This is a genomic window from Pseudomonas sp. KCJK8993 (genome assembly GCF_046230915.1).
GTDB classification, from domain to species: Bacteria; Pseudomonadota; Gammaproteobacteria; order Pseudomonadales; family Pseudomonadaceae; genus Aquipseudomonas; species Aquipseudomonas piscis.
The window spans coordinates 25,796-45,952 of sequence record NZ_JBJJLO010000046.1 but is presented as its reverse complement, the minus strand read 5'-3'; the positions used below and the strand labels follow the sequence as shown (position 1 = coordinate 45,952).

At 53.6% G+C, this 20,157-nt stretch carries 16 protein-coding genes; 2 read left to right on the top strand and 14 right to left on the bottom strand.

Features of this window, described 5'->3' with window-relative positions:
* Positions 1–79 precede the first annotated feature (79 nt).
* Positions 80–499, top strand: coding sequence for an organic hydroperoxide resistance protein (locus tag ACK6AU_RS16510; protein WP_409300096.1), 420 nt, complete (start codon positions 80–82; stop codon positions 497–499).
* 71 nt (positions 500–570) lie between these two features.
* Here the strand turns inward: ACK6AU_RS16510 and ACK6AU_RS16505 are convergent, their stop codons facing one another.
* The 9 genes from ACK6AU_RS16505 to ACK6AU_RS16465 all read right to left on the bottom strand — a co-directional run bounded on the left by ACK6AU_RS16505 (position 571) and on the right by ACK6AU_RS16465 (position 11,426).
* Positions 571–1,143, bottom strand: a complete 573-nt coding sequence (locus ACK6AU_RS16505; RefSeq protein ID WP_053133142.1) for an elongation factor P — start codon at positions 1,141–1,143, stop codon at positions 571–573.
* Positions 1,144–1,487: 344 nt separating this feature from the next.
* The gene (locus ACK6AU_RS16500) at positions 1,488–1,661 is read right to left on the bottom strand and encodes a gp19.5 family protein (protein WP_409300093.1); all 174 of its coding nucleotides are present in this window, start codon (positions 1,659–1,661) and stop codon (positions 1,488–1,490) included.
* Between the two features lie 230 nt (positions 1,662–1,891).
* Entirely contained in the window at positions 1,892–5,782 is a 3,891-nt protein-coding gene (locus ACK6AU_RS16495; RefSeq protein WP_409300091.1) for a transglycosylase SLT domain-containing protein, read from the bottom strand.
* A 47-nt stretch (positions 5,783–5,829) separates the two neighbouring features.
* The gene (locus ACK6AU_RS16490) at positions 5,830–8,058 is read right to left on the bottom strand and encodes a hypothetical protein (RefSeq protein ID WP_409300089.1); all 2,229 of its coding nucleotides are present in this window, start codon (positions 8,056–8,058) and stop codon (positions 5,830–5,832) included.
* Positions 8,059–8,604, bottom strand: coding sequence for a hypothetical protein (locus ACK6AU_RS16485; protein WP_409300087.1), 546 nt, complete (start codon positions 8,602–8,604; stop codon positions 8,059–8,061). It lies immediately after the preceding gene.
* Positions 8,605–8,646: 42 nt separating this feature from the next.
* Entirely contained in the window at positions 8,647–9,099 is a 453-nt protein-coding gene (locus ACK6AU_RS16480; RefSeq protein ID WP_409300085.1) for a phage protein Gp13 family protein, read from the bottom strand.
* 58 nt (positions 9,100–9,157) lie between these two features.
* A complete protein-coding gene (locus ACK6AU_RS16475; protein ID WP_409300083.1) occupies positions 9,158–9,490 on the bottom strand; it encodes a hypothetical protein in 333 nt (110 codons plus the stop codon).
* A gap of 106 nt (positions 9,491–9,596) precedes the next feature.
* Positions 9,597–10,118, bottom strand: coding sequence for an HNH endonuclease (locus ACK6AU_RS16470; RefSeq protein WP_409300081.1), 522 nt, complete (start codon positions 10,116–10,118; stop codon positions 9,597–9,599).
* 435 nt (positions 10,119–10,553) lie between these two features.
* Positions 10,554–11,426 (bottom strand): BRO family protein, encoded by an 873-nt coding sequence (locus ACK6AU_RS16465; protein WP_409300079.1) that lies wholly within the window; start codon positions 11,424–11,426, stop codon positions 10,554–10,556.
* A gap of 863 nt (positions 11,427–12,289) precedes the next feature.
* Between ACK6AU_RS16465 and ACK6AU_RS16460 the strand changes: the two genes are divergently transcribed.
* Complete coding sequence (locus ACK6AU_RS16460; RefSeq protein WP_409300077.1) at positions 12,290–13,672, top strand: HEPN domain-containing protein; 1,383 nt, start codon at positions 12,290–12,292, stop codon at positions 13,670–13,672.
* Positions 13,673–13,715: 43 nt separating this feature from the next.
* On the opposite strand, the gene ACK6AU_RS16455 is transcribed toward ACK6AU_RS16460, so the two are convergent.
* The 5 genes from ACK6AU_RS16455 to ACK6AU_RS16435 all read right to left on the bottom strand — a co-directional run bounded on the left by ACK6AU_RS16455 (position 13,716) and on the right by ACK6AU_RS16435 (position 19,965).
* The gene (locus tag ACK6AU_RS16455; RefSeq protein WP_409300075.1) at positions 13,716–16,388 is read right to left on the bottom strand and encodes a DNA-directed RNA polymerase; all 2,673 of its coding nucleotides are present in this window, start codon (positions 16,386–16,388) and stop codon (positions 13,716–13,718) included.
* A gap of 695 nt (positions 16,389–17,083) precedes the next feature.
* Complete coding sequence (locus tag ACK6AU_RS16450) at positions 17,084–17,710, bottom strand: DUF2815 family protein (protein ID WP_409300100.1); 627 nt, start codon at positions 17,708–17,710, stop codon at positions 17,084–17,086.
* 16 nt (positions 17,711–17,726) lie between these two features.
* Positions 17,727–17,939, bottom strand: a complete 213-nt coding sequence (locus tag ACK6AU_RS16445) for a type II toxin-antitoxin system MqsA family antitoxin (RefSeq protein WP_409300098.1) — start codon at positions 17,937–17,939, stop codon at positions 17,727–17,729.
* 341 nt (positions 17,940–18,280) lie between these two features.
* On the bottom strand, positions 18,281–18,658 hold the full coding sequence (locus tag ACK6AU_RS16440) for a hypothetical protein (protein ID WP_409300073.1): 378 nt from the start codon (positions 18,656–18,658) through the stop codon (positions 18,281–18,283).
* A gap of 38 nt (positions 18,659–18,696) precedes the next feature.
* On the bottom strand, positions 18,697–19,965 hold the full coding sequence (locus tag ACK6AU_RS16435; protein ID WP_409300071.1) for a tyrosine-type recombinase/integrase: 1,269 nt from the start codon (positions 19,963–19,965) through the stop codon (positions 18,697–18,699).
* Positions 19,966–20,157: the final 192 nt, after the last annotated feature.

The window sequence follows — 20,157 nt, the reverse complement described above, 5'->3', positions numbered from 1 at the left end:
TATTATCGCAATATATTCTCTCCAGATTATTTAGCGCACAAACAATTAGCACCCCAAAACCTGAACGAGGCTTTACACCATGCAGACTCTCTATACCGCAGTTGCAACCGCCACCGGTGGCCGTGACGGCCGTGCCGTTTCCAGCGACAACATCCTCGACGTCAAGTTGGCCACTCCCAAGGAGCTGGGTGGTGCGGGTGGACAGGCAACCAATCCGGAGCAGCTGTTCGCCGCCGGCTACTCGGCGTGCTTCATCGGCGCCTTGAAGTTCGTCGCCAGCCAGAGCAAGCGCAAGATTCCGGACAACGCCTCGATCACCGCCCATGTCGGCATCGGCCAGATCCCGGGCGGCTTCGGCCTGGACATCGACCTGCACGTCAATCTGCCCGGCCTGGCCCGGGACGAGGCAAAAAGCCTGGTAGATGCCGCTCACCAGGTCTGCCCCTACTCCAACGCCACCCGCGGCAATGTCGATGTTCGCCTGCACGTAAGCGTCTGAAACGACGAATTGCAGGCACAAAAAAGCCCGACTCAAGGCCGGGCTTTTTCATCTACAAGAACGGGCCAGGTTTAAACCTTGGCGCGGCCTTTGTAAGAACCGCCTTCGCGGGTATCGATCTCGATCCAGTCGCCGATCTCGATGAAGTCGGCAACGCTCAGCTCGGTGCCGTTCTTCAGTTTGGCAGGCTTCATCACCTTGCCCGAAGTGTCGCCGCGAGCGGAACCTTCGGTGTAATCGATCTGGCGCACGATGGTGGTCGGCAGGTCGACGGAAACCAGGCGGCCTTCGAAGAACACGGCTTCGCAGACGTCGGTCATGCCTTCTTCGATGAACGGCAGAACGGCCTCGATGTCCTCGGAGTTCAGCTCGTACATGGTGTAGTCAGTGGTGTCCATGAAGGTGTAGGAGTCACCGCTGATGAACGACAGGGTCGCTTCTTTGCGATCCAGGATCACGTCGTCCAGTTTGTCGTCCGCACCGTAAACGGTTTCGGTCTTGTAACCGGTCAGCAGGTTCTTCAGCTTGGTCTTCATGATCGCGCTGTTACGACCGGACTTGGTGAATTCAGCTTTCTGAACCAGCCAAGGATCGTTGTCGATACGGATCACGGTACCGGGTTTGAGTTCTTTACCAGTTTTCATTGCGAATATCCGAATTTGGATGGGATTTACAAAAATCTAGGCCGCGTATCATATCCAATTTAGGTAAAACTGAGCAATGAAAGAGCCGGGAGGCCATCCTATTGATTCTATTGGGCCCGGTAAAGCCCCTTGTGACAGCCTTGGTTCGTGCTTGGCACAGTCTTGTCCCGAGCTTGTCTCAGTTTGTGACACCGACATCCAGAGGCGCGCATGTACGCGATAAGGACCCCAGGAGGCCCCACGGGGGGAACTTTGGAAATCTGTTCCATTGAGGTGGTCATTCAGATTTTTGTGCCATTTTCCCATTGGCCCCTCTACGCCTCCTGACCGCTATCCCCACGATGTCACTCAGTACAGCCACCGAGTAAAACGCAAAGGACATCCCCAAAGGCTTCTGACAGTTCAGCACCTTGACCAACTCCGAGAGCCACAACGAGCAGACCAAGAAATCGGTAGGTGACACGGTGGGTCAGCAGGAGCCGAATGGTTGGCCACAAGGCCCTACGTCTTTCCTTCATACCAAGATGCTCCTATATGTGCCTCTTTGGGAGGTGATGCTTATCAGCATTAATCACCAACCTCTGAGGTCCTTAAAGATGGCCTTTAAGGGAGTATCTTTAGGCCCCCCTATCCTAATAGTGAGGACTTTTGGAGGCCCCGGCCTGCAAGGGCTCCAGGGCGATCAGAAAGTAACCAGCACGGACGAAATAAAGGGCCCTTTCGGACCCTTCAAGGTTGTTGATACGAATCACTTCGTGGTGTCGATGCCCCACCGCTCAAACATCTCAACGGTAGCTCGCTGACTTACTGGGTCGTTAGGGACCAGCCCACGGAACCCGTTGAAGATGCCCGTTCGATACTGCTGGGCCATGTCTGGGCTATTGGTAGTTCCTGCGAGACCTGCGAGGTTGTATCCGACCTGGGCCGCACTGCTCAGCAAACCAGCGGCTGGGACCTGCTTCAATGCGTCCGTGAAAACCTCACCCGGCTTATCGAGGTCGCTCAGCCCATATAGCCACGCCTTTTCCTTAGGATCTTTCTTGCGGGCAGCCTCTGGCAGAATCGAAGTTCGTACCATTGCAGCCTGATCGTATCCGAGAGGTGCCGCAACAATGTTAGCCAAACCGAAAGGGGTCCCGAGGTACGACCCGCGTGTCAGCGATGCATAGGCAATCATGTTGGGGTCGAGTGCGTCATTCAGGTACTTCTTGCGCTGGTGTTCTGGCAGCATTTGGGCCTTCAGGTACGCCGAAGAAACATAGAAGCTACCGCCTGCTAATGCTGAGAGTGCTGCTGTGTAGGTCTGATCCATAACCCGACCATTTAGCCGAGCCTCGTTAATGCCCCGCAACAAGCGTTCATTGAGTGACTTAACGAGAAAGCTCTTGAACTGCATCAGCATCTTGACCCCTACGCCGTAAGCCTTGGTGTCGAGGTTCGAGACTTTGTGTGGTCGAATTACCACCTCGTCAGCCATGCGGTCAGCAAGCCGCCACAGGTCCATCGAGCGGGGGTCAGCCTGGAATGCGGCCATATCACGAACTGAGTATTTACCGTCAGCATCACGAACCATGGAGCTATTGATAAGGTCCTTGATGCCGCCCCATTGAGCCGGTGTGATGCCCGCAGAACGCAGTAATGCAGGCTCAGAGATAAGAAGGTTATCCAATGGGCTCTTCCCACCTGCCACGGTGTGCCGCACGATGTCCCCAAGGATGCCTTTACGGCCAGCGTCCAGGAGGTGGTTAGTTGTCTCCGGTAGCATGTAGCCCGCAGGGGATCGACGAGCCATCGCACCAGTTGCCCATTTCAGCGACCCCACGGTTTGAGCAACCATCTCATTAGAACCCTGCTCCCTGAGACGCTCCACGATGTCCAGACGTGCCGGTCTAATAGAGTCGTCCAGCTCCCGGCCAAAGAGGCCCGCATGGAGGTCATTGAGGCTGCCAGCAGTCATCTTGTACTTCCCTGCAATCAGCTCCTTGTAGGCCGGTATGTTGTGACCGAGCATGTGTACATAACCACGGGAAACCAGTCCGGCCATCTCTGTGAAGTTCTGAAAGGGCATGAAGAAAGACTTGAGCGTGAAGGCTGTATCGTTAAGAGCGCGCCCGACTGTCGCTAAGGCACCCTCAGGGGTGTCCCTGCGCGCTTGGCCTGTAAGGACTCTTAACGCCTGATCCAAGGCGGCACGTTCATCGGGCTTCACGTCATCAGGCAGGGCCTTAATCTGGGCCTCCAGCTCTCCCACGGTTCGGCCTGTTGATCCCATTACGGCCACGTCCCCATTAACGCGGCGGTCATAGGCTTGCAGAATGCGGCCCACTGAGAAATCACGTAAATCGTTAATAGAGAAAGGGCCTGCCGGTGTGTCTATCCGAATGTCAGTGTCAAAGAGGTGCCGGCCTTTCAGGAAGTTGTTGTCCGCGACGTTTCCACCGAACTGCCCCTGATTAACATCAAAAGCTTGAGCGGTCAAAGCATTGTCCTGAGACATCCCGTAAGCCTTACCGCTCGCATATTCGCGGACCCGTTGAGCGATAGCCTGTGGAGTCACTGGCACGCCCTCAGCGTTCAGCAGGTCCGTAACATGCGCCTTCACACGGGCCATGGTGGCTGGTCTACTTCTCAGCATCGCCTGAATGATCACTTCTTGCAGCGCGTCCTTGCCCCCGAGCGCTTGAGTCCACAAAGTCTTGGCCGCACGATCCTGAACGAATGGAAAATAACGCCCCTGGTAACGTGTAGAGTCCAGCAGAGAGACAGCGTTTTGATTTCCATACTTTGATGGGTTCTTAAGGCTGTCATCTTTACGGGCCGTATGGGACACCACAGCATCCATGTAAGCCCTTTCCTCTGGACGTAACGCCTGTACAAGTGCCCTATCTGGATCTTCAAGAGCCTCAACGGCTCGCCGGTCCAGTATCTGTTGGGCCTCAGTACGTGACCCAGGCAGCGCCGAGTACCACTTAGACCCAATAGCTTCATCGGCAAGATTCGTTAGAGACTGGTAGCTCAAATGGTCCTGGCCCCTCTCCCTCTCCACGATGTCACTTGCGGTCGATGCGAAGCGGCCATTAGATCCCGAGACGGTCCCTGTAGGTGGTCGGAACAGTTGCCCCCCAATCTCACGCACCGCTTCGTTTTCACTGCGATTCAGGGTATGTCCAATCTCAGTAAAGCCACCCATGCGAGCCCCTGCCGCTGCCTGCTCGAACTGCTCCATACGGGCAACAGTAACCGGGTTCAACGGGTTAGGGCCGCTGAGAATCGTGCCGTTAGGGAGACGCACCGCCCCCTCTTCAAAAGGAACAAGTTGAAGGTCAACCCCGTTTACATTGGCAGTCGGTGTGTCGTCTGTATGAGGCATTAGGGTCGGGTCGGGGCTTCCATCTTGTGCAGCACGAACACGAGCCTCAGCGCGTATCGTTGGACCCGTAAAGGGGTCTTGGATGTGTTCAGCCGCATCATTGCCACGAGTGACCACAATGTTTTTCCCGAAGACTCCCGACAGGGCACCTCCAAGGATTACACCACCGGCCGCCGAAGCGGCTAAGTGAGACTCACCGCCGACCACACGGGATCTTAAGTGGTCACCTGTAACAGCCGTGGCGACACCATAAGCCGCACCTTTGGCAACACGAGCGCCAAGAGAACCTGTAAGACCGGCTACAGGGACATAGCTCGTTGGGTCCCCTGCTGCCCCGACAAGTCCCCCAGTTACTTGAGCCGCCCAACCAGCAGAATCAAAGTTCTGTTGATAGTCCTGTGAATCAAGGACCACCGGCAAAATGTGCTTCCACTCTTCACGCTCGGCTGAAGCAAACTGACGGTAATACTCAGGCTGTACACCGAGCTTATCGAGGGTCTCAAAGTCTTCTTCAGTCATCGGGTTGTGCTGCATACGGTTCACCGGGCGCATCATCTGAATTACTGTGCCAAGGTCTGCACCTTCTTCAGCGTAACCACGATAAGCAGCACCAATCACGGACGTAGCTAAAGCGGCCTTTGAGGCATCCCCGGTTCCGTCCCAAGCACCTACCTCCAAGTCACCGGATAGTGGCTTTCCCTGGATGGCAGCCAATTCGCCAACAGAGAGTTCCCTACCCGATGCCGGCGCAGTGAGATTAAGAGAGCCTGCTCGGGAGCTGATAGTAGGCGCACCACCTTTAAGGCCCTTGAAGTAATCGCGGTGCGGACTTACGGCAACATCCGTTAGTTTCGCCATGTAACCCCGACCCTCTTCGGAAATCTTGGAGAAGTCTCCCGCTTGCATTGCGGCAATCTGAGGGGCTCCCAGCTTCCCCCCGCCCTGGTTGTACGCCAAGGCCGCTACCAGTTCATCGCCGTCATACTTGTCTATCAACTCGCGCATGTGGCGGGCCATAGCAGGAACGGCCTTAGTGGGGTCCATACGATCCTCAGGAGTCATAAGGCCGTATGCCTTGCCAGTCGCCTCTGTGAACTGAGCGAGCCCCAGGGGGCCTGTAGGGGACTTGGCTTTGGGCTCAAAGGAAGATTCGTTGTAAATCTGCTTATGCAGAAGTTCGTAACGGACCCCCTCGGACTCTGCCGCTGAGCGGATCAGGTTGTCGTATGGGGTCCCTGCGGCTTTGATTCGTTCGTAATCTTTGGACATTTGGGGCCTCCTTTTATGGTTCTTTGAGGGAAAGCCCGTGGGCCTCCTTATGGTTTGTCTTGGCGCGGATAGTCCCGCACCTTACGGGCGCGCTCTTCTCGCTCAGTTTCGTAAGGCTTGAAGCCCTCTTGAGTGCGCTTGATGTCGTCTTGCTGGCGCCGCTTGGCGTCCTCTCGTTCCTGAGCGACCTTACGGGCGTGTTCTTCGCGGATGTCCTGCATATAAATAGGCTCCCCTGGCCCCAAGAACGTCTGGATATAAAGCTGGCCATTCCGAGACATGATGAATGGGGGGCTGTTGGCAACCAGTCCAGGGTTGGCCTGTGCGAAAGCATCAAGCTTTGCCTGAACGGCTGCCTGGCCAGGCTTCCACGAGGTGATATCGTTAGGGTCCATGAGGATGGCAGTCTTGGGGACCAGGCCCACAGGCCCACCCTCTGATTTGAACTGAACCGTATTATCATCAACAAAATCAGCCACAGCCTTTGTCGCCAAGTCTGCATTGCGTGTTACCGACATGGACGCCTTGTAGACCGTAAGCATCATCCCTTCCATATCCGCAGGCATATATTGCATAGCGCTTCGAGACCTACGAATCTCTGACAAGTAGTCTTTGTCATTCGCCATGCGCGCCTCAGGTGTAAGGTTCTTATCGAGTTGCTCAGCCTCTACAAGAACAGACGAATCGAAGCCACCACGCTCCAACACGACCATCTTCGCAATGAGTGGGGCCTTCTCTGGGAACAACATTGCAATGCCTGCCGGATTGGCTTTTACAAGGTCCCGTAGCTTTCTCATATGCGGGTAATCCCGTCCGGTATCCCCACTTACGATTGCGCCCTGCAATTCGGACTCAGCAGGGTCTATTACGGACTCAGCAAATATTTTTCGGAATGGACCGTCCTTGCGGTCGGCCATAACGTGCTGGAGCATTAGGTTAGTCTTATCGCTTTCGGGTATCTCGTAGTTCGCAATCTCACCCATAAGCAAGTTCGCTATGTCGGCTTCATCCGCCTGAGCGGACCACTTTCCGGTCTCTTCAGTCGTCGGCATAAGACTTGGATCAACAGAGACCATTTCCCCGTTCAGCTTGCGGCTCCAAGCATCGCGCAGCATCGCCATGCGCACCTGCTTCTGCCCGATCTTCACGGCCTCTGTTTGAAGCTTTACGGTCTCTGCACGTTGACGGTTTAGAAGCTGGTCCCGTGCGCTCAGAATTGCCTGACGCTCTGGGGTCATAACATCAGTTGGGGTTGCGCCCACTGTCTGAGAGTGGAGCGTATCGAGGGCCGAGAGTGCCGACACGGTGTCAGTGCGCGCCATGATTCCCGAGAGCTGCCCTTGGAACCTTTCGGCCCTGTCGGCTTTTGTGGATTGCTCGAAGTGTGCAGCCTTGGCCTTAAGGTTTTCCAAGGTGTCCGCGCCAACGTGGTCAATAACATCAACGCCAAGGATCTTTTGGTTCGCTATATTGGACAGCAACGAGACACCACCGGGACGCGCTGTAACATCCTGTAGGGCCCATCTGAGCAGCTCACCGGCTTTTTCGGCGCCTGAAATGAACCCCGACTCCACCCCGCTGTTAATGTGAGCAGCTAACGCAGGTGCCGCCTCCGGGCTCTGTAGGAAGCTCTGGTCTGAAAGCAGTGAGCCTATGTTGCTCCGGTTCTGAATGTCCGCGTTAGCCATCAAGTCCTGGGACCTCTTGCGCCCCAAAGAATCCACGAGAGCCGCATTACGTTCTGTGATGTTGCTATTGAACCCCCGCTGAAACTCTGGGTCATCGAACGACAGCCCGTTCATCTCCGCGAAGGTCTTACCGCCCTTGTCCAAGCGTTCCTGCCGAAACTCTTCGTAGGCTTTACGGTCCTTGATTTCCCCCCGAGCAATCATGCCACTGACCTCTTGGTCAATCTCATGGGCCGCGTTGAATCCTGTTGCCTGCGCAAGGTGCCTCATTGCGTATGGATCATCTTGATACAGGAGGATGCCCTGCTCTCGGGCCTCCCTGCGCTGCTCTGGCGTGAACTTGCGGATAATCTCGTCTGAGCGCTCTTTGCCCCGTCGATTCGCAAAATCATCATGGGCGCCATATGCGGCCCCTGCGCTTTGCACGAAGCTGGACATTGCAGCCGCAAGGCCTGAATCCCCTTGGTATTCGCTTTGATAGCTCCCAGGCCGTAGATTCAGCCCGCCGCCCGAGGTGCTAAACGCCTTGCGCCTGCCGGTTGTTTGGGACGCTTGTTGCAAAGCCTGCTGGATTGCGTTCTGCGCCATTTACTGACCTCCTTTTGGCTGCGGTTTAGGGGCTCCCTTAGTAGCGGAATAGCCAGACGCAACACCGCCCATTCCGGCACTAACGATATCCAGTGCGTTAGCCAGGTTATTGATCTTCATCCCCTGACCACCTCCACCACGGACCGCCGAGCGGGCGTTCTCAACGGCACCCACACGGTTCTGAAAGATTGCCGCGTAGTCCCTCTCGTAGTTATCAAGGACGTTCATTTTCTCGGCGGATGCTTCGTTATCTGCTGAGCGCCGTACCCGGTCCATGGTGTTGCCGGATAGACCCGACTCACCCACAGCGGCACTAATAAGCCCCTTGTTTCGCAGCGCCTGAAGGTTCACTTCAGTCAGTTGTCGTCGGGCCTCGTCGGCCTTATTCACCGTCTCAAGCTTTGCATCTGCATCAGCGGCGTTTGCTGCCTTGATCATTTCTTGTTGGCTCTTACGCTGGGCATCTATCTGCATACCTCGGGCTTTCGCTTGCTCAGATGCCCCCATAGCTGCACTACTCGCGGCCATAGCCCCCATAATCGCCATGGTGGCAATACCTCCTGTAGGGTCACACATTGCGACTACCTCCTATATCCAAAATTGACGAAACCTAAACCCGGCTGGGCTCATGTAATGCACCTCGCTGAAACGCGCACCGAGAGACTCCAAGAGCCTGATATGGGCGTAGTTTTCATCAGAGACGAAGTTAGTTCGTGACACGTCCGGAGCGGCCTCCTTGATGCCTCTCAGGTGGTCCTTGAGAATCCTGTAGAACCGGAATCGCTCGCCCTTCGGGAGCATCTCTACGACATTCGTAGTCACAAACCAGATAACCCCTTGAGCATGCCCACCGACAGCCAGGACGAGAGACCCGCACTTAATCGCATGGGTCGTTTCGTCGAGATACTTAGGGATAACGTCGAGGGGGTTCCGGCCTGATTGGAGCGAGTGGAATTCCGTGAGATCTCCTCGGGAGAGGTCCGCAGCGGCGGCGTATAGATCACCTTGTGTTGCCTTTACTTTTTCAATAATAAGTGCCACCTCCCTATGATTAGTAACAGCAGAGAAATTTTGCGCATTTTCCCAAACACACAGCCGATTAGACTAAAGAGGCATAGCGCTTTCTGGTTGAATCACAAGCGACATGACTCAGCACCACCTCAAAGAAGTCCTTAGCAAGGTAAAGCGCCACCCTCTTAGAGTTATGTGAATTAAGATATTGAAACTCGCCAGCTACCCAGTAAGAGCGGGTATTAACTGACTTTTGGAACCACCGCTTCAGGCCACCATCGCCGACTTCCTTACCAACAAGACCAGAGAATGTCAGTTCTTCAAGTATCACCTCTATGTCGCGATGGACGAAGTAGTGGGGGCGATTGACAAGTGCGCTTGCTTCCAGAGTCGTGACGATATTTAGCGCTGGCTGGGTCATTAGATTCCTCCATGTGGTTTCTGGGTTTCTAATAGTGAGGAGTTTTAAATCTCCGGGGCTCTCCAGGTCCAACGTTTAGCCGATTGATACGCTTAACAGTAGACGCTCAGTTCCTGGCAAACTCACCGTGGTGGCGCTTTCTGACTTGATCCAAGTAGCTCCCTGCCGTAGATAAGGATGCAAAGTCAAAATAATGCACCCCACTGTCCAGTGTCACTTGGGCACGGTACATGCCATTAGGTAGCTTGCTGATGCCTTTGGGCAGATCGCCCTTCCCTCGCTTACGGGCATTACGTAAGTTTTCCACATGAGAACACCGTCGAAGGTTTTCAACACAGTTGTTGGAAATGTCGCCATCAGCATGATCCACCACCCAATGCGAAGGATCTTCACCCGTGTGCATGAAGTAGATAATGCGGTGCGTGCGGTAATGCACACCTTTAAACTTAACTCGGTAATAGCCTTCCCGGTCTTTACTTAAGACAGGACCGACTTTTCCATTCCTGCCGCGTGACGCTTTAATACGCAAGAGCCCCGAAGGGCTACTCTGATCGATTTTGAAATAGGTATGCAGCTTATTCAATGCAGGCATCGAGAGATGCTGTTGCGGTTTGCTCGCTTGGTCCATGGAGTATCCTCATTAATGCGCGGACGGGATGTCGTTGCTAATAGTGAGGGTCTATATGTAGTTAGCCTTCCTCAGGTAATACACAACATGCAGTGTAGAAAACCAATACGCCGCCCAGCTTCGGTTAAGGGCTCGGTACGCCACATTGAGGTACTTGTCTGAAGGACCTGCCCGTATCCCCCCGCCCCCGCGAGCCTTGGGAAGCCGGAGCGTGGCCCCGTAGGAGCATCTGGTATGTGGTGGATTCGGGGGTAAGCCAGATGTCCCGCCAGCGGCGGAACTGGGCCGACTTCGGAGTGTTAATGTCTATTTTTGATAGACACTTAATCGCCTCGCCTAACTTCAGTGCCGCCTCGCTCTCAGCACGTTTCAGGATGTACTGGGAGACCGACTTACGTGGTTCCTTCAGTCCTGCCGCTTGGGCTACCTGAGTCGCTACAAAAAGCAGGTCGTGCTCAGCGCGGTAATGCCTTTAAAACAGCGTCCTGCGGGATCTGTAGGAACTGTGATGGGGCAATCACCCATGGCACTTTCAAGGTGGCGCCCGTCCTCTTCGTCCCAAAGCTTCTTAACGATCTCTTCCAGGGCCACCACGACCCGAGGAGTCGCCTTGTCGGCTGCTGGAGTGTTCAATCCCGCGAGGTCCATTAGCTCCCGTCCGAGGGCCTTTTGATAATGGAAGGGAACAGTTGTGGCCTCGGTCCCAATGTACGGACTTGGCGGCGCAATGGAATGTAAGGGAGCTGTAAGGCTCATTCCTACAAGGAGGGCTTTGAGTTCGGCAATCTCCAAGCTATGGCGCTGGTCACGCTCGGCAATCTCCTGGCGCAGGGTCTTCAGTTCGTCTATGACGCCCACAGCGATTGGGTTAGTGGACTCCTCAGCGTCGTAGCGTCCGGTCTTGCGGATGGTCGGTAAGACTTCCTCTGTGACCCACTTGCGGAATGGCTCGGAGGCCGGAGCGTGGCTGCGCAAGAGCATCTGGTAGACCATGGATTCATTCAGTAGCGCAGTATTGGCGGTGTAGGCCCGGCCGCTCGCTGCTTTAGGGACCGACCCTACAAGATTGTTGTAGGGTTCAATGGTGTCCCCAAGGGTCCGGTGCATAGCGCAAGCCTTGCTGACCTTGAAACTGCCAACCGTACTACTCGGATTCTTAAGGCCAGCTGCGCGGGCTACTTGAGTCGCTATAAAAAGCAGCTCATGCCCAGGATGGCCGGTCAGCACGTCCAGCTCTACGCCCATGAAATTACGCTTCTCGAATTGCATCGTTGCGGTCATTGCTTGTTGCTCCGTTGTGGTGGTCATTTGGTGTCTCTCTATCAGTGACCCATTTACGGAATGGCTCTGTCAGTGGCGAGTTGCCCCGTAGGACATGGTGAAGAGGAATTGCTCAGGCATAAGCCATAGCGCGGCCCAACTCCGAGTGTCCTTGCGAGAGGGCAGATTAAGAGCGGACTTTTTGTCTCCCCTACCAGCTCCCCCAGCTTGAACGACTCAGGTGCTTGGCGCTTGATTTACTTGGTAACGTTGTCTTTGGCATGTGGCAGGCCAGCCGCATAAGCATTCGGTAACCTCACCTCGGTGAACATGACTGCCACCTTTTCAGCGCCCTTCCGGCCAAGTCGGTCGGTAGTTTCATGGAGGAATCCTCCACCACACTGCCTAAACTGCGGCCCAGTTGGCCTGCAAGCTTGCACGTCTCTCGTACCGATCCTGCGGGGTCCTTATGGGCTTCTTTGATAGGTAAGTTTCCCATGACACTCAGAAGGGCTCGGCCCGGCGATCCCTAACTAATTCCGTTAGGGTAGGTCGCGGACCTTCAACAACTGAGTTAGGTTCTTTGGGACCTTAAGCCAGGTGAATGGGCTAACTGAGGCTACAAAGAACGACAGAGGTGTTCAAGGTAGCCAACCAGCAGGTCCAGCGCTATTCTCATGAATAGTAACCGTCCCGAGTTGTATTGGAATCATTGTTTACTGCCCAGATGTGGCAGATGTTCTCAACCACTCAAAAGATGGCTTTCAGTAATTGGGTGTGTAACATCCACTCTGGTACGGAAGCGCTTGTCCACAAAATATTAGCCTATACCCCAAGATCTCAACAGAAACACCAGAATTAACCAAACACAGTTAAATTCGTCTCTGAACAATCCAAAACAAGAGGGAACCATGCGAATTGAAAGCGGCATAAAACGTCCCGGTCAGTTCTGGCTGCCTGAAAGCCCAGAGGAAAAATACGCAGGAATACTAACCATTTCAGATGGAGGCGAGATAGGGCTTGAAATAACATCAAACAAGCCCCCTTTAACAAATTTTGACACAATAAAGGTCGGAAGAATTATTGGAGAATTGGAAAAAGAAGGACCCGTTACTCTTGAGGGGGGGTTCTTCAAGACGAAGAACCTTAGTTTCGGCGCACCTGCAACGTCAACCTTGAGGATTCAGAAAGCCTTTTTCGGCATGACATGCGATTCCCAGGAGCAAAACCTATTCACAAACTTCAGCTTCCATCTTGATGGACTTGATGAATGGCTTTCAGTCACTGGAATAAAAGTCGACTACAGTGAGGACTACAAAAAAGCAACGATCACATACGAGCCACTCCAGCAAATAGAAGCAACTCTTGAAACTGGAGAAAATATAAATATTGGCTTTATTCATACCTTACCAACAGCACGTTCAACCACAGAGGCAAAAATAACACAAAAAGCCTATTTTTCGATTTCCTCAGAAAAGCCCGAGCCAATAGAGCATTTCATTAAAATCACTTACAGGGTGGTAAGTCTTCTTTGTTTCGCTACTGCCCAGACTCTTTCAATCCGAGATGCAGAAGCAACATTATCTGAAATATCTTGTGATAACGGCATACCCTTTTCCGTAAAAGTTTATTATCAGAGCTTACCATTTAGCAAAAAAGATTCCAAAACACGGACACCCGAAGGACTATTCAGCTACAAAATCATAGCCCATCGCTGGGAAGAAATATTAAAAAAATGGTTCAACCTACATGAAACCATATCTCCTGCACTGAACCTATATTTCTCAACCAAAAACGGGACTCATAAATATCTGGATAGCAGATTCTTATCGCTTGCTCAAGGAGCGGAGACTCTTAGCAGACGAACAAACAGCGAACAACTGATGGATGATAATATCTTCCAAGAATTACAGAAATCACTACTAACAGCTTGCCCTCAAGAGCATAAAAAATGGCTCGAAGGGAGATTGATGTATGGAAACGAGATAAGTCTATCCAAAAGACTTCAGGCACTAACAAAGCCCTTCGCAGAGAAACTTGGGAGCTCAAAAGAAATAAAATCAATAGTCAGGAGAATCGTTGAAACACGAAACTACCTAACACACTACGATGACACTAAAAAAGAAACAATGACAGACCCATTAAAACTATGGGAACTTTGCCAAAAGCTCGAATCAATAATAGAACTAAACATATTAAGCCTATTGAATTTTGACAGTGAATCGATAGATTTAATATGCAAGCCACCGAGCGCCTTACATAGAAAACTAAATGAGACACAAACATTTAGGTGACCCACACCCCCATAACTGTAACGCTACCGGAGACCCAAATAAATTATGCAAAAGCGAAGTCAGACTTCAGGATCTGGGTGATATCCAAGGAGCCCTGAGCGGGGACCTCAGGCATATCCTCAAGCTGAGTCTCGTGGAGCTGGTCAAGGAACTGATCTCGGAAATCAGCGAGAACGTTCGTGGTCTCGTAGGTCTCTACCATGGTCTCGCGCACGGCCCGGAACATCGCCCCGGCCTTCGCTGGGATCGTCCCAAAGCTGTCATGAATGAGGCTAAAGAAACTGACCCCGTAGGCTTCGTGGGCCTTCACTACGGTCTTCCGTAGGTGGCTCCCGTCCTGGCTGTGTACGAAGTTCGGGGAGATGCCAGATTGCTGCTTAAGGCCGTCAATGACGTTGCTGTCGCGAACGTTAATCGTCGTTTGGAGGCGCATAGTGCCAAGGAACGTCAGGTCGATTCGGCGCTGTTCCTGCTTCATGTACTCCTGCCACACCGGGAAACCGTCCGGGGTGACCCAGAAGACAGGCATGCAGGGTTTGAGCTGTGCGCCGGTCTCCTTGCAAATGACCTCCTTGGCTAAGTGCTTGGCTGCAACCTGCAACCATTTCATGGCCTCCACGGCCTTCACTACGGTGACCCCTACGGCGTCCCAGATGAGGTTTGCCATGTACCGGGCACACTGCGGAACGCTCGCGAAGAACTCTTGCCCGGTCCCTCTGTCCATCGCTGGGTTGATGATGTCGCCAATCAGTTGCTCAGAGAATCCGAAAGCCTTCGAGCCGTAGGCCAGGGTCATTACGGACCGCTTCGTTACCGAACGGGTGACCCCATAGCCCAACCAGCCACGGGCCATCCCCTTAGTCCCAAGGATGCGCTTTTCTACAATCTCCCCGGTCTTCTTGTTCGTTACGGTTTCCGTGGAGTCCTCAGAGCCTTCCTCAAGATCCCGCGCAAGGGCTTCATTGACCCGATCAGCTACGAGCTTGTAGATATCCTGTACGGACTCGGAGGGGACCAAGTTGACAGCCCGACCGCCCCGCTCGTCTCGAAGCATCGCGCTGAAGTGTTGAATCCCCGAACAGCTACCATCGAATGCAATCGGCAATGCAGACTCATGAAGCGGCCCGTCACGCTTGACCCCCTCCCACTCAAAGCAGAATGCCAGGAAGCAAAAAGGACTATCCATCTGGGCCCACTCAGTGCACCCCAGAGGGTCCCGAGCACAGGCAAGAATCATCTCTTCGTTATCCCTGACCCATTGCTTACGTTGATCAAAAGAAACCTTATCGACCCCGGCACAGTTCGCCCCGTGGATCATTAACCACTCAACCCCCTCTTCCCCCACAGGCTCCGCTATGGATGCCTGCAAGAGCCCCTTGGTCATGTCGTTACCTTGAGGGTTGAATGCGGGGATCGCGTAGACCCGTCCGCGCCAGTCGAGGTTGTAGGGGAAGTAAATTGCCTCGTACTCGGAAAACTTATTGGCCTGCTCAAGGGCAAACTCGTAGCCCAGGCGCCGAGAGATACGCGCTTTATCCCGGCGATAGACGGCGGACGCTTCACGCTTCCAGGACCTCAACAGTTCAGGGTCTTCATCCATGCCTTCAGGACGTGGCGGAAGCTCTTCACGCTCGGGCAAGGGAAAACCATCGATAGGGACGTGCTTCCACTGCATCAGCGCGTTAGCTACAGACAGGACCCGCTGGTTAACACTCCAAGCGGTCTGTTGGGCCAAGTTGACGGCCTTGTAGACCTCTGGCATGAAAACCTCGCGGTATCGGTGCAGCGCCTTCTTGGAGCGGACCCGGATGAACGGGATGGGTTTACGGCCCTTAGCCCAGTAGCCACCACCGACCATCGTGGACCACTCACGGGGCGGAACAATCATCGGTTGGTACTGCGGCGAGATCCCGGCAAGGTTAAACGCCCGGTCACAGAGCTTTTTGGCCCACTCTGGATGCAGCGACACGTACTCGCCATCCTGGGATTTGATCCCTGCAAACTCACGCCTGACTTCAACCAACTGAGTGGACTCAATGAGCAGCTCAAGGAGTCGAATCCCCATGTGGTAAGTCACATCATTATCGAGCGTGTCCCACTTGACCCACTTGGTCGCCAACTGGTCCGCATCGATCATGTGGCCCTCTACGCGCTCCATAAACTTGACCTTGTAGGTGTGGCCGTTGCGCTTGTTCAGAGCTGCCTTAACGTGCTTCTGAAAGTGCGCAGCTTCTTGAACACGGATACGACCAAAGCGCGCTTCCTCTTCCAGGGACTGACCGATGCGAATAGCAAGGGCCTGAATGGTTACAGGGGAAGGTTTCGCCATGTCTCCCAGAACAATTTTTACAGTGATCGCAGCGACAGCCTCAGAGTCCATCTGTTGGAAATACGAAAGCCCTACGTGCTTACGGCGGACCTTATGAACTTGATGGTCAACCCAGGCTTCATAAGCAGCGATTAGCTTAGGGACCAAGTGAGAAAGTACAGGCTTGGCCGTGGCGTTCTCTGCGAACTCTCCCCGCTCAATTTGTCTTTCCAGTTGTTTACGGAAACGCTCCTCGCCAAGGGTGTACGCTTCATGTTCCAGACTAAGCTGAGTAGCGGCAAGTTCTTCGCCGTACATACCCGAGAGAGTTTCAAAGGCCCAGGTAGATTCATTTTTAATATCACTGAAGTCGTGCTTAGTTGGTGCAATTTGGCTTTTTACGGACATGACTATCCCTTAGAAGCCTTAAGGGCCTCTAACTAATTAATTGGTTTGTTTATTGAATTGCGGCCACGAAGGGGCCTTAGAGATATCTCTAAGAACTCTTAAAGAGGATCTCTAAGGGAGGGCCAGGAGGGCTGTTATGTTTTACCAAGCAAGGAAAATCGTGCAGTGCGCAGCACGACGCCAAAACGGAAAAAACAGCTAAGTTGTGTCGCCCAGTTGGTGTACCGCCAAACCATGCTTCCGTCCCCTGGTAGGTGCCCGCCGAGGCCATTCCCGCAAACTGACATGTGATATCTTGCGATTATGAACAGCCCTGATCTCGATTAATGTACAGAGTACATGTACTATATACACATGCCAACCACTTTCTAAGGGCTTTTATGGATATTACTGAACGGGCAGCTCTACTACTTGAGAGAGCGTCTTTAGGGGATCTTGCAGCCGCAGGATCTGTTCCCTACGTCCGCTGGCAGAATGTGAAGCGCGGCCGGGCGCGGATGGGAATTGAGGAAGTTGAGATACTGGGTAAGGTTTTTCCCGCGTATCGTTGGTGGCTACTGACTGGGGTGAGAGAACCCGAAGGTCCGTTTGAGGTTCCGACAGGAATATAAGCAAATCCAGGACACCACAACGTAAAAACCCCAGTGACTGGCTCAGAGGTCGGCCATCTGGGGTTTCTTGATATGCAATCGGGGTCATTCCGACCAGCCTTGTTCCTGGCGATTCTCGTCGGCCACATAACCCTCTTCGGCCTCGTCGCCCCATTCATCGTCACCACCGCCGAACTCGACCAGCTTCAGCAGCATCACGGAGTCCAATTGAAGCTTGACGGAAGCACCAGCGACCGCCGAGAAGCCATAGGCGAACATGGAGAAACGAGCCTTCAGCTCAGAGCCGCCAGAGATGGCCGGAACGTTGTTAATGCGCTTGCCCCTGGAGTCCACAACCTTCAGGACCAGCGGCTTCAGGTCGCCACTTTTGTCCACGTAGGAGGCGTAAGAGCTGAACTTGAAGGTCACCGTACCGTCATCATTGATGAAGTACGGCATGTTGCCCTCGTAGGGTTCTGACAGCTTCTTGCCGCGAGCCAGTTTCTTAAGCAGCTCGGGACGTTCCGCTTCGAACTTCTCGCAGATTTCGGCGTAGTTCGCCTCGTGAAGTTTGTTGATCTTGTTGATCAGCGCTTGGGCGTCCTTACTTGGGACAGTGAGGTCTACCTTGTAGACGCCTCGCGGATTACCGAAACCCTTTTCAGGGTTGCCATAGTCTGGCTTTTGGATTGCGCAGTAAGGCTCAGCGGTGCCGCGAGGGGTGAAGTGCAGTGCTGACCCATGCTACTTACGGTCGTTTCAGTAGTGTTACTGCCTGGGAGAAAGCCCGCATCTCACGCATAACTCGCTCCGACTCGACAGCATCAAAGATGGACTCGTCACAGGCGGGGCAAAAATCACCAGTTACCGCAGCAATGACGGTTGTTTCACCTTTGTAGGTGTAGGAGATATCTCGGGTGTCGTGGATCAAATCCGCTGCTCCGCAAACAGGGCATTTCATATTGTCCATAGCTCCTTCAAGGATACAATTAGAGCCTCAGCAATGACCATGCACATACGCAGACTGGTAGTATCATCTGAGTCAGACGCTTAAGGGTCATGAGTGGGCTAATGAGAGTAAGCGTCCGTTGCATGCTGTCCTCATAGGTAAACTCTTCGAGTTATACAGCCCCGTTAGCACGCCGATGATTGCCACGACGGATAAGGATGCCAAGATTTGTTAAAAGATATAATCTTAACTGAAGTCCTGAGGAGCGCTGAGAGGGCGTACATGCCAGACTTTGCATGTATCTGTAGGGAGTCTATGCGAAGCTTCGGAGTTACCATGTGCATCACCTGGGCTCAAGAGAATATCTTGTAAAATCCGAATAATGCCAAAGCGACACAAATGTAAAACGCAGCCTTGACCCACTTATTTGTCACTTTTCTGGCTATGACTCCGGCCTCATTGTAAAAGTGGCGTTCGAATTGCTCCCAACTGGTGTCCAAATACAGTCCGCGTTCATCGAATATGGCCACTGCCTTGTCATACCTAATACGCGCAACGCTCATTAAGCGGGAATTCCTATCGTCCACTTTGATTAAGTCATTTATGAACGAATTCCACGCCATGATGCGGGCGGTTTTCTCTCCATCAGATGGTAAGCGGTCCAGCGCGCGGGCCCTTTGGTGAAGTTCCTTGTTCACCTTCTCGGCCCCGTAAAGGTCAACGTTCCGCATCCGTAAAACTCCCTGGGCAAAGGCCCCGGATGATACCGTTAGGACGCCTTAAAGACCCCCTCTATGACCTCCGCCAAGGTGCCCACGGGAATAGCCGAACCGCCATAGGTGTCATACGCAAGGGTGCCCGTGGAGTGTCCTAAAAGCGCTTGAGCGAAGGCTACAGGGACGCCCGAAGTCTTGAAGGAAGAGGCCATATGGTGCCTCAGGGAGTGCAACGTCTGGTGTTCGGATTTGTTGGGGAGGATCTCGCGGATCATCACACCGAGCCGCTTTCGTGCCTGGACGTTGTTAACTCCATGGTACACAGGCAACGCTGGCTTAGGCCCCTGTAGGGCTGCCTTGAACGCTGCAAGGTCAAACCCAAGAACCCCGTCCACCAGAGGGACCACACGGACGCTGTATTTGTTCTTAACCGATTGCCCTTCGGCCTCCTCGCGGATGTTGACGCATGTATGGCCGTCAATCTCAGGGATGTCCTTGGCGGTTAGCTGTGTGATCTCCCGCGCCCTGGCCCCAGTGACCGCCAATAGGGACAGCCCCCAACGCTCCCAGCTGTCCATAGGGAGGGTCTCAGCGTGCCTCAGTAGGGTTTCCACCTGGGAGCGCTCAAAGGGGATACGCGAGCTTTCAGCGTCCTTATTGAGCTTGAGCTTTGAGGTGTAAGCCTTAGCGAGGTAGTCATTATCCACCGCCCAGGTCATGACCGTTGTGAACTGGGTTATTAGATTATTCACTGTCGAAGCCTTGCGGCTCTCTAACAGCTCGTCCCTCATGGCCACCAAATCAGCCCGCGTATGCTTCCGCAGGTCTGTGGTCCCGGTGACCTCCAACGCCTCGCTGATTTGCTTGTAGTTGCTCTCGTAGCCATCCAAGGTGGATTGCTTAACGTCCCCTTCCTTCTCCTTCAGATAAACCGGGTAGAGGTCATCCCAGTGGAGCGCCTCCTGGGCAGCCTTCAGCGACTGTGCCGGGCCATCCCCTACGATGCCTTCGAGGTTGTCCACGATGTCTACAAGGTCCGTCGAGTCGCCCCGCAGACGCTTTAGGGAAGCTTCAAGAATCCGCTGAGCCCCAGCGGCTCCCCTGTGCTGATTCAAGGACATTCCCATACTTGCGGTGGCTAAGCTGATGTTTGTTTGTAGGTCCCTGTAGATCGACTCATAGGCAGACAAGGAGGCGTCTGTATGAGCCAGGGAGAGAGCGTTAAGAGCCACAAAGGCTAAGCGCTCCTTGATGTCTGCCCATGGTGCCTCTGGGTTATCAAGATGAAACACCGCAAGGGCGGCGAGGATGTCTTTGGTCAACTCTGTGGCTCGTGGTCGTTCGGTGGTGCGCAAGGATATCGTAAAGAGTCCCGTGGTAGCCCCTACGGGCCGCATACGCAGGTAGTAGACCCCCTCCCTCCGATACAGATAGGGACAGGCCAGGATGGTTTGTAACAGTGTTGTCTCTCTCTTGGTACACATAGAGGGTTCCGCCCAGTGTTTGTTGGGCTC

Excerpts from the sequence above, each read along its gene's own strand:
- ACK6AU_RS16455 (WP_409300075.1), bottom strand. The coding sequence starts at position 16,388 with ATGTCCGTAAAAAGCCAAATTGCACCAACTAAGCACGACTTCAGTGAT.
- ACK6AU_RS16500 (WP_409300093.1), bottom strand. The coding sequence starts at position 1,661 with ATGAAGGAAAGACGTAGGGCCTTGTGGCCAACCATTCGGCTCCTGCTG.
- ACK6AU_RS16470 (WP_409300081.1), bottom strand. The coding sequence starts at position 10,118 with ATGGACCAAGCGAGCAAACCGCAACAGCATCTCTCGATGCCTGCATTG.
- ACK6AU_RS16485 (WP_409300087.1), bottom strand. The coding sequence starts at position 8,604 with ATGGCGATTATGGGGGCTATGGCCGCGAGTAGTGCAGCTATGGGGGCA.
- ACK6AU_RS16440 (WP_409300073.1), bottom strand. The coding sequence starts at position 18,658 with ATGCGGAACGTTGACCTTTACGGGGCCGAGAAGGTGAACAAGGAACTT.
- ACK6AU_RS16505 (WP_053133142.1), bottom strand. The coding sequence starts at position 1,143 with ATGAAAACTGGTAAAGAACTCAAACCCGGTACCGTGATCCGTATCGAC.
- ACK6AU_RS16475 (WP_409300083.1), bottom strand. The coding sequence starts at position 9,490 with ATGACCCAGCCAGCGCTAAATATCGTCACGACTCTGGAAGCAAGCGCA.
- ACK6AU_RS16510 (WP_409300096.1), top strand. The coding sequence starts at position 80 with ATGCAGACTCTCTATACCGCAGTTGCAACCGCCACCGGTGGCCGTGAC.
- ACK6AU_RS16495 (WP_409300091.1), bottom strand. The coding sequence starts at position 5,782 with ATGTCCAAAGATTACGAACGAATCAAAGCCGCAGGGACCCCATACGAC.
- ACK6AU_RS16465 (WP_409300079.1), bottom strand. The coding sequence starts at position 11,426 with ATGACCACCACAACGGAGCAACAAGCAATGACCGCAACGATGCAATTC.
- ACK6AU_RS16460 (WP_409300077.1), top strand. The coding sequence starts at position 12,290 with ATGCGAATTGAAAGCGGCATAAAACGTCCCGGTCAGTTCTGGCTGCCT.
- ACK6AU_RS16445 (WP_409300098.1), bottom strand. The coding sequence starts at position 17,939 with ATGAAATGCCCTGTTTGCGGAGCAGCGGATTTGATCCACGACACCCGA.
- ACK6AU_RS16490 (WP_409300089.1), bottom strand. The coding sequence starts at position 8,058 with ATGGCGCAGAACGCAATCCAGCAGGCTTTGCAACAAGCGTCCCAAACA.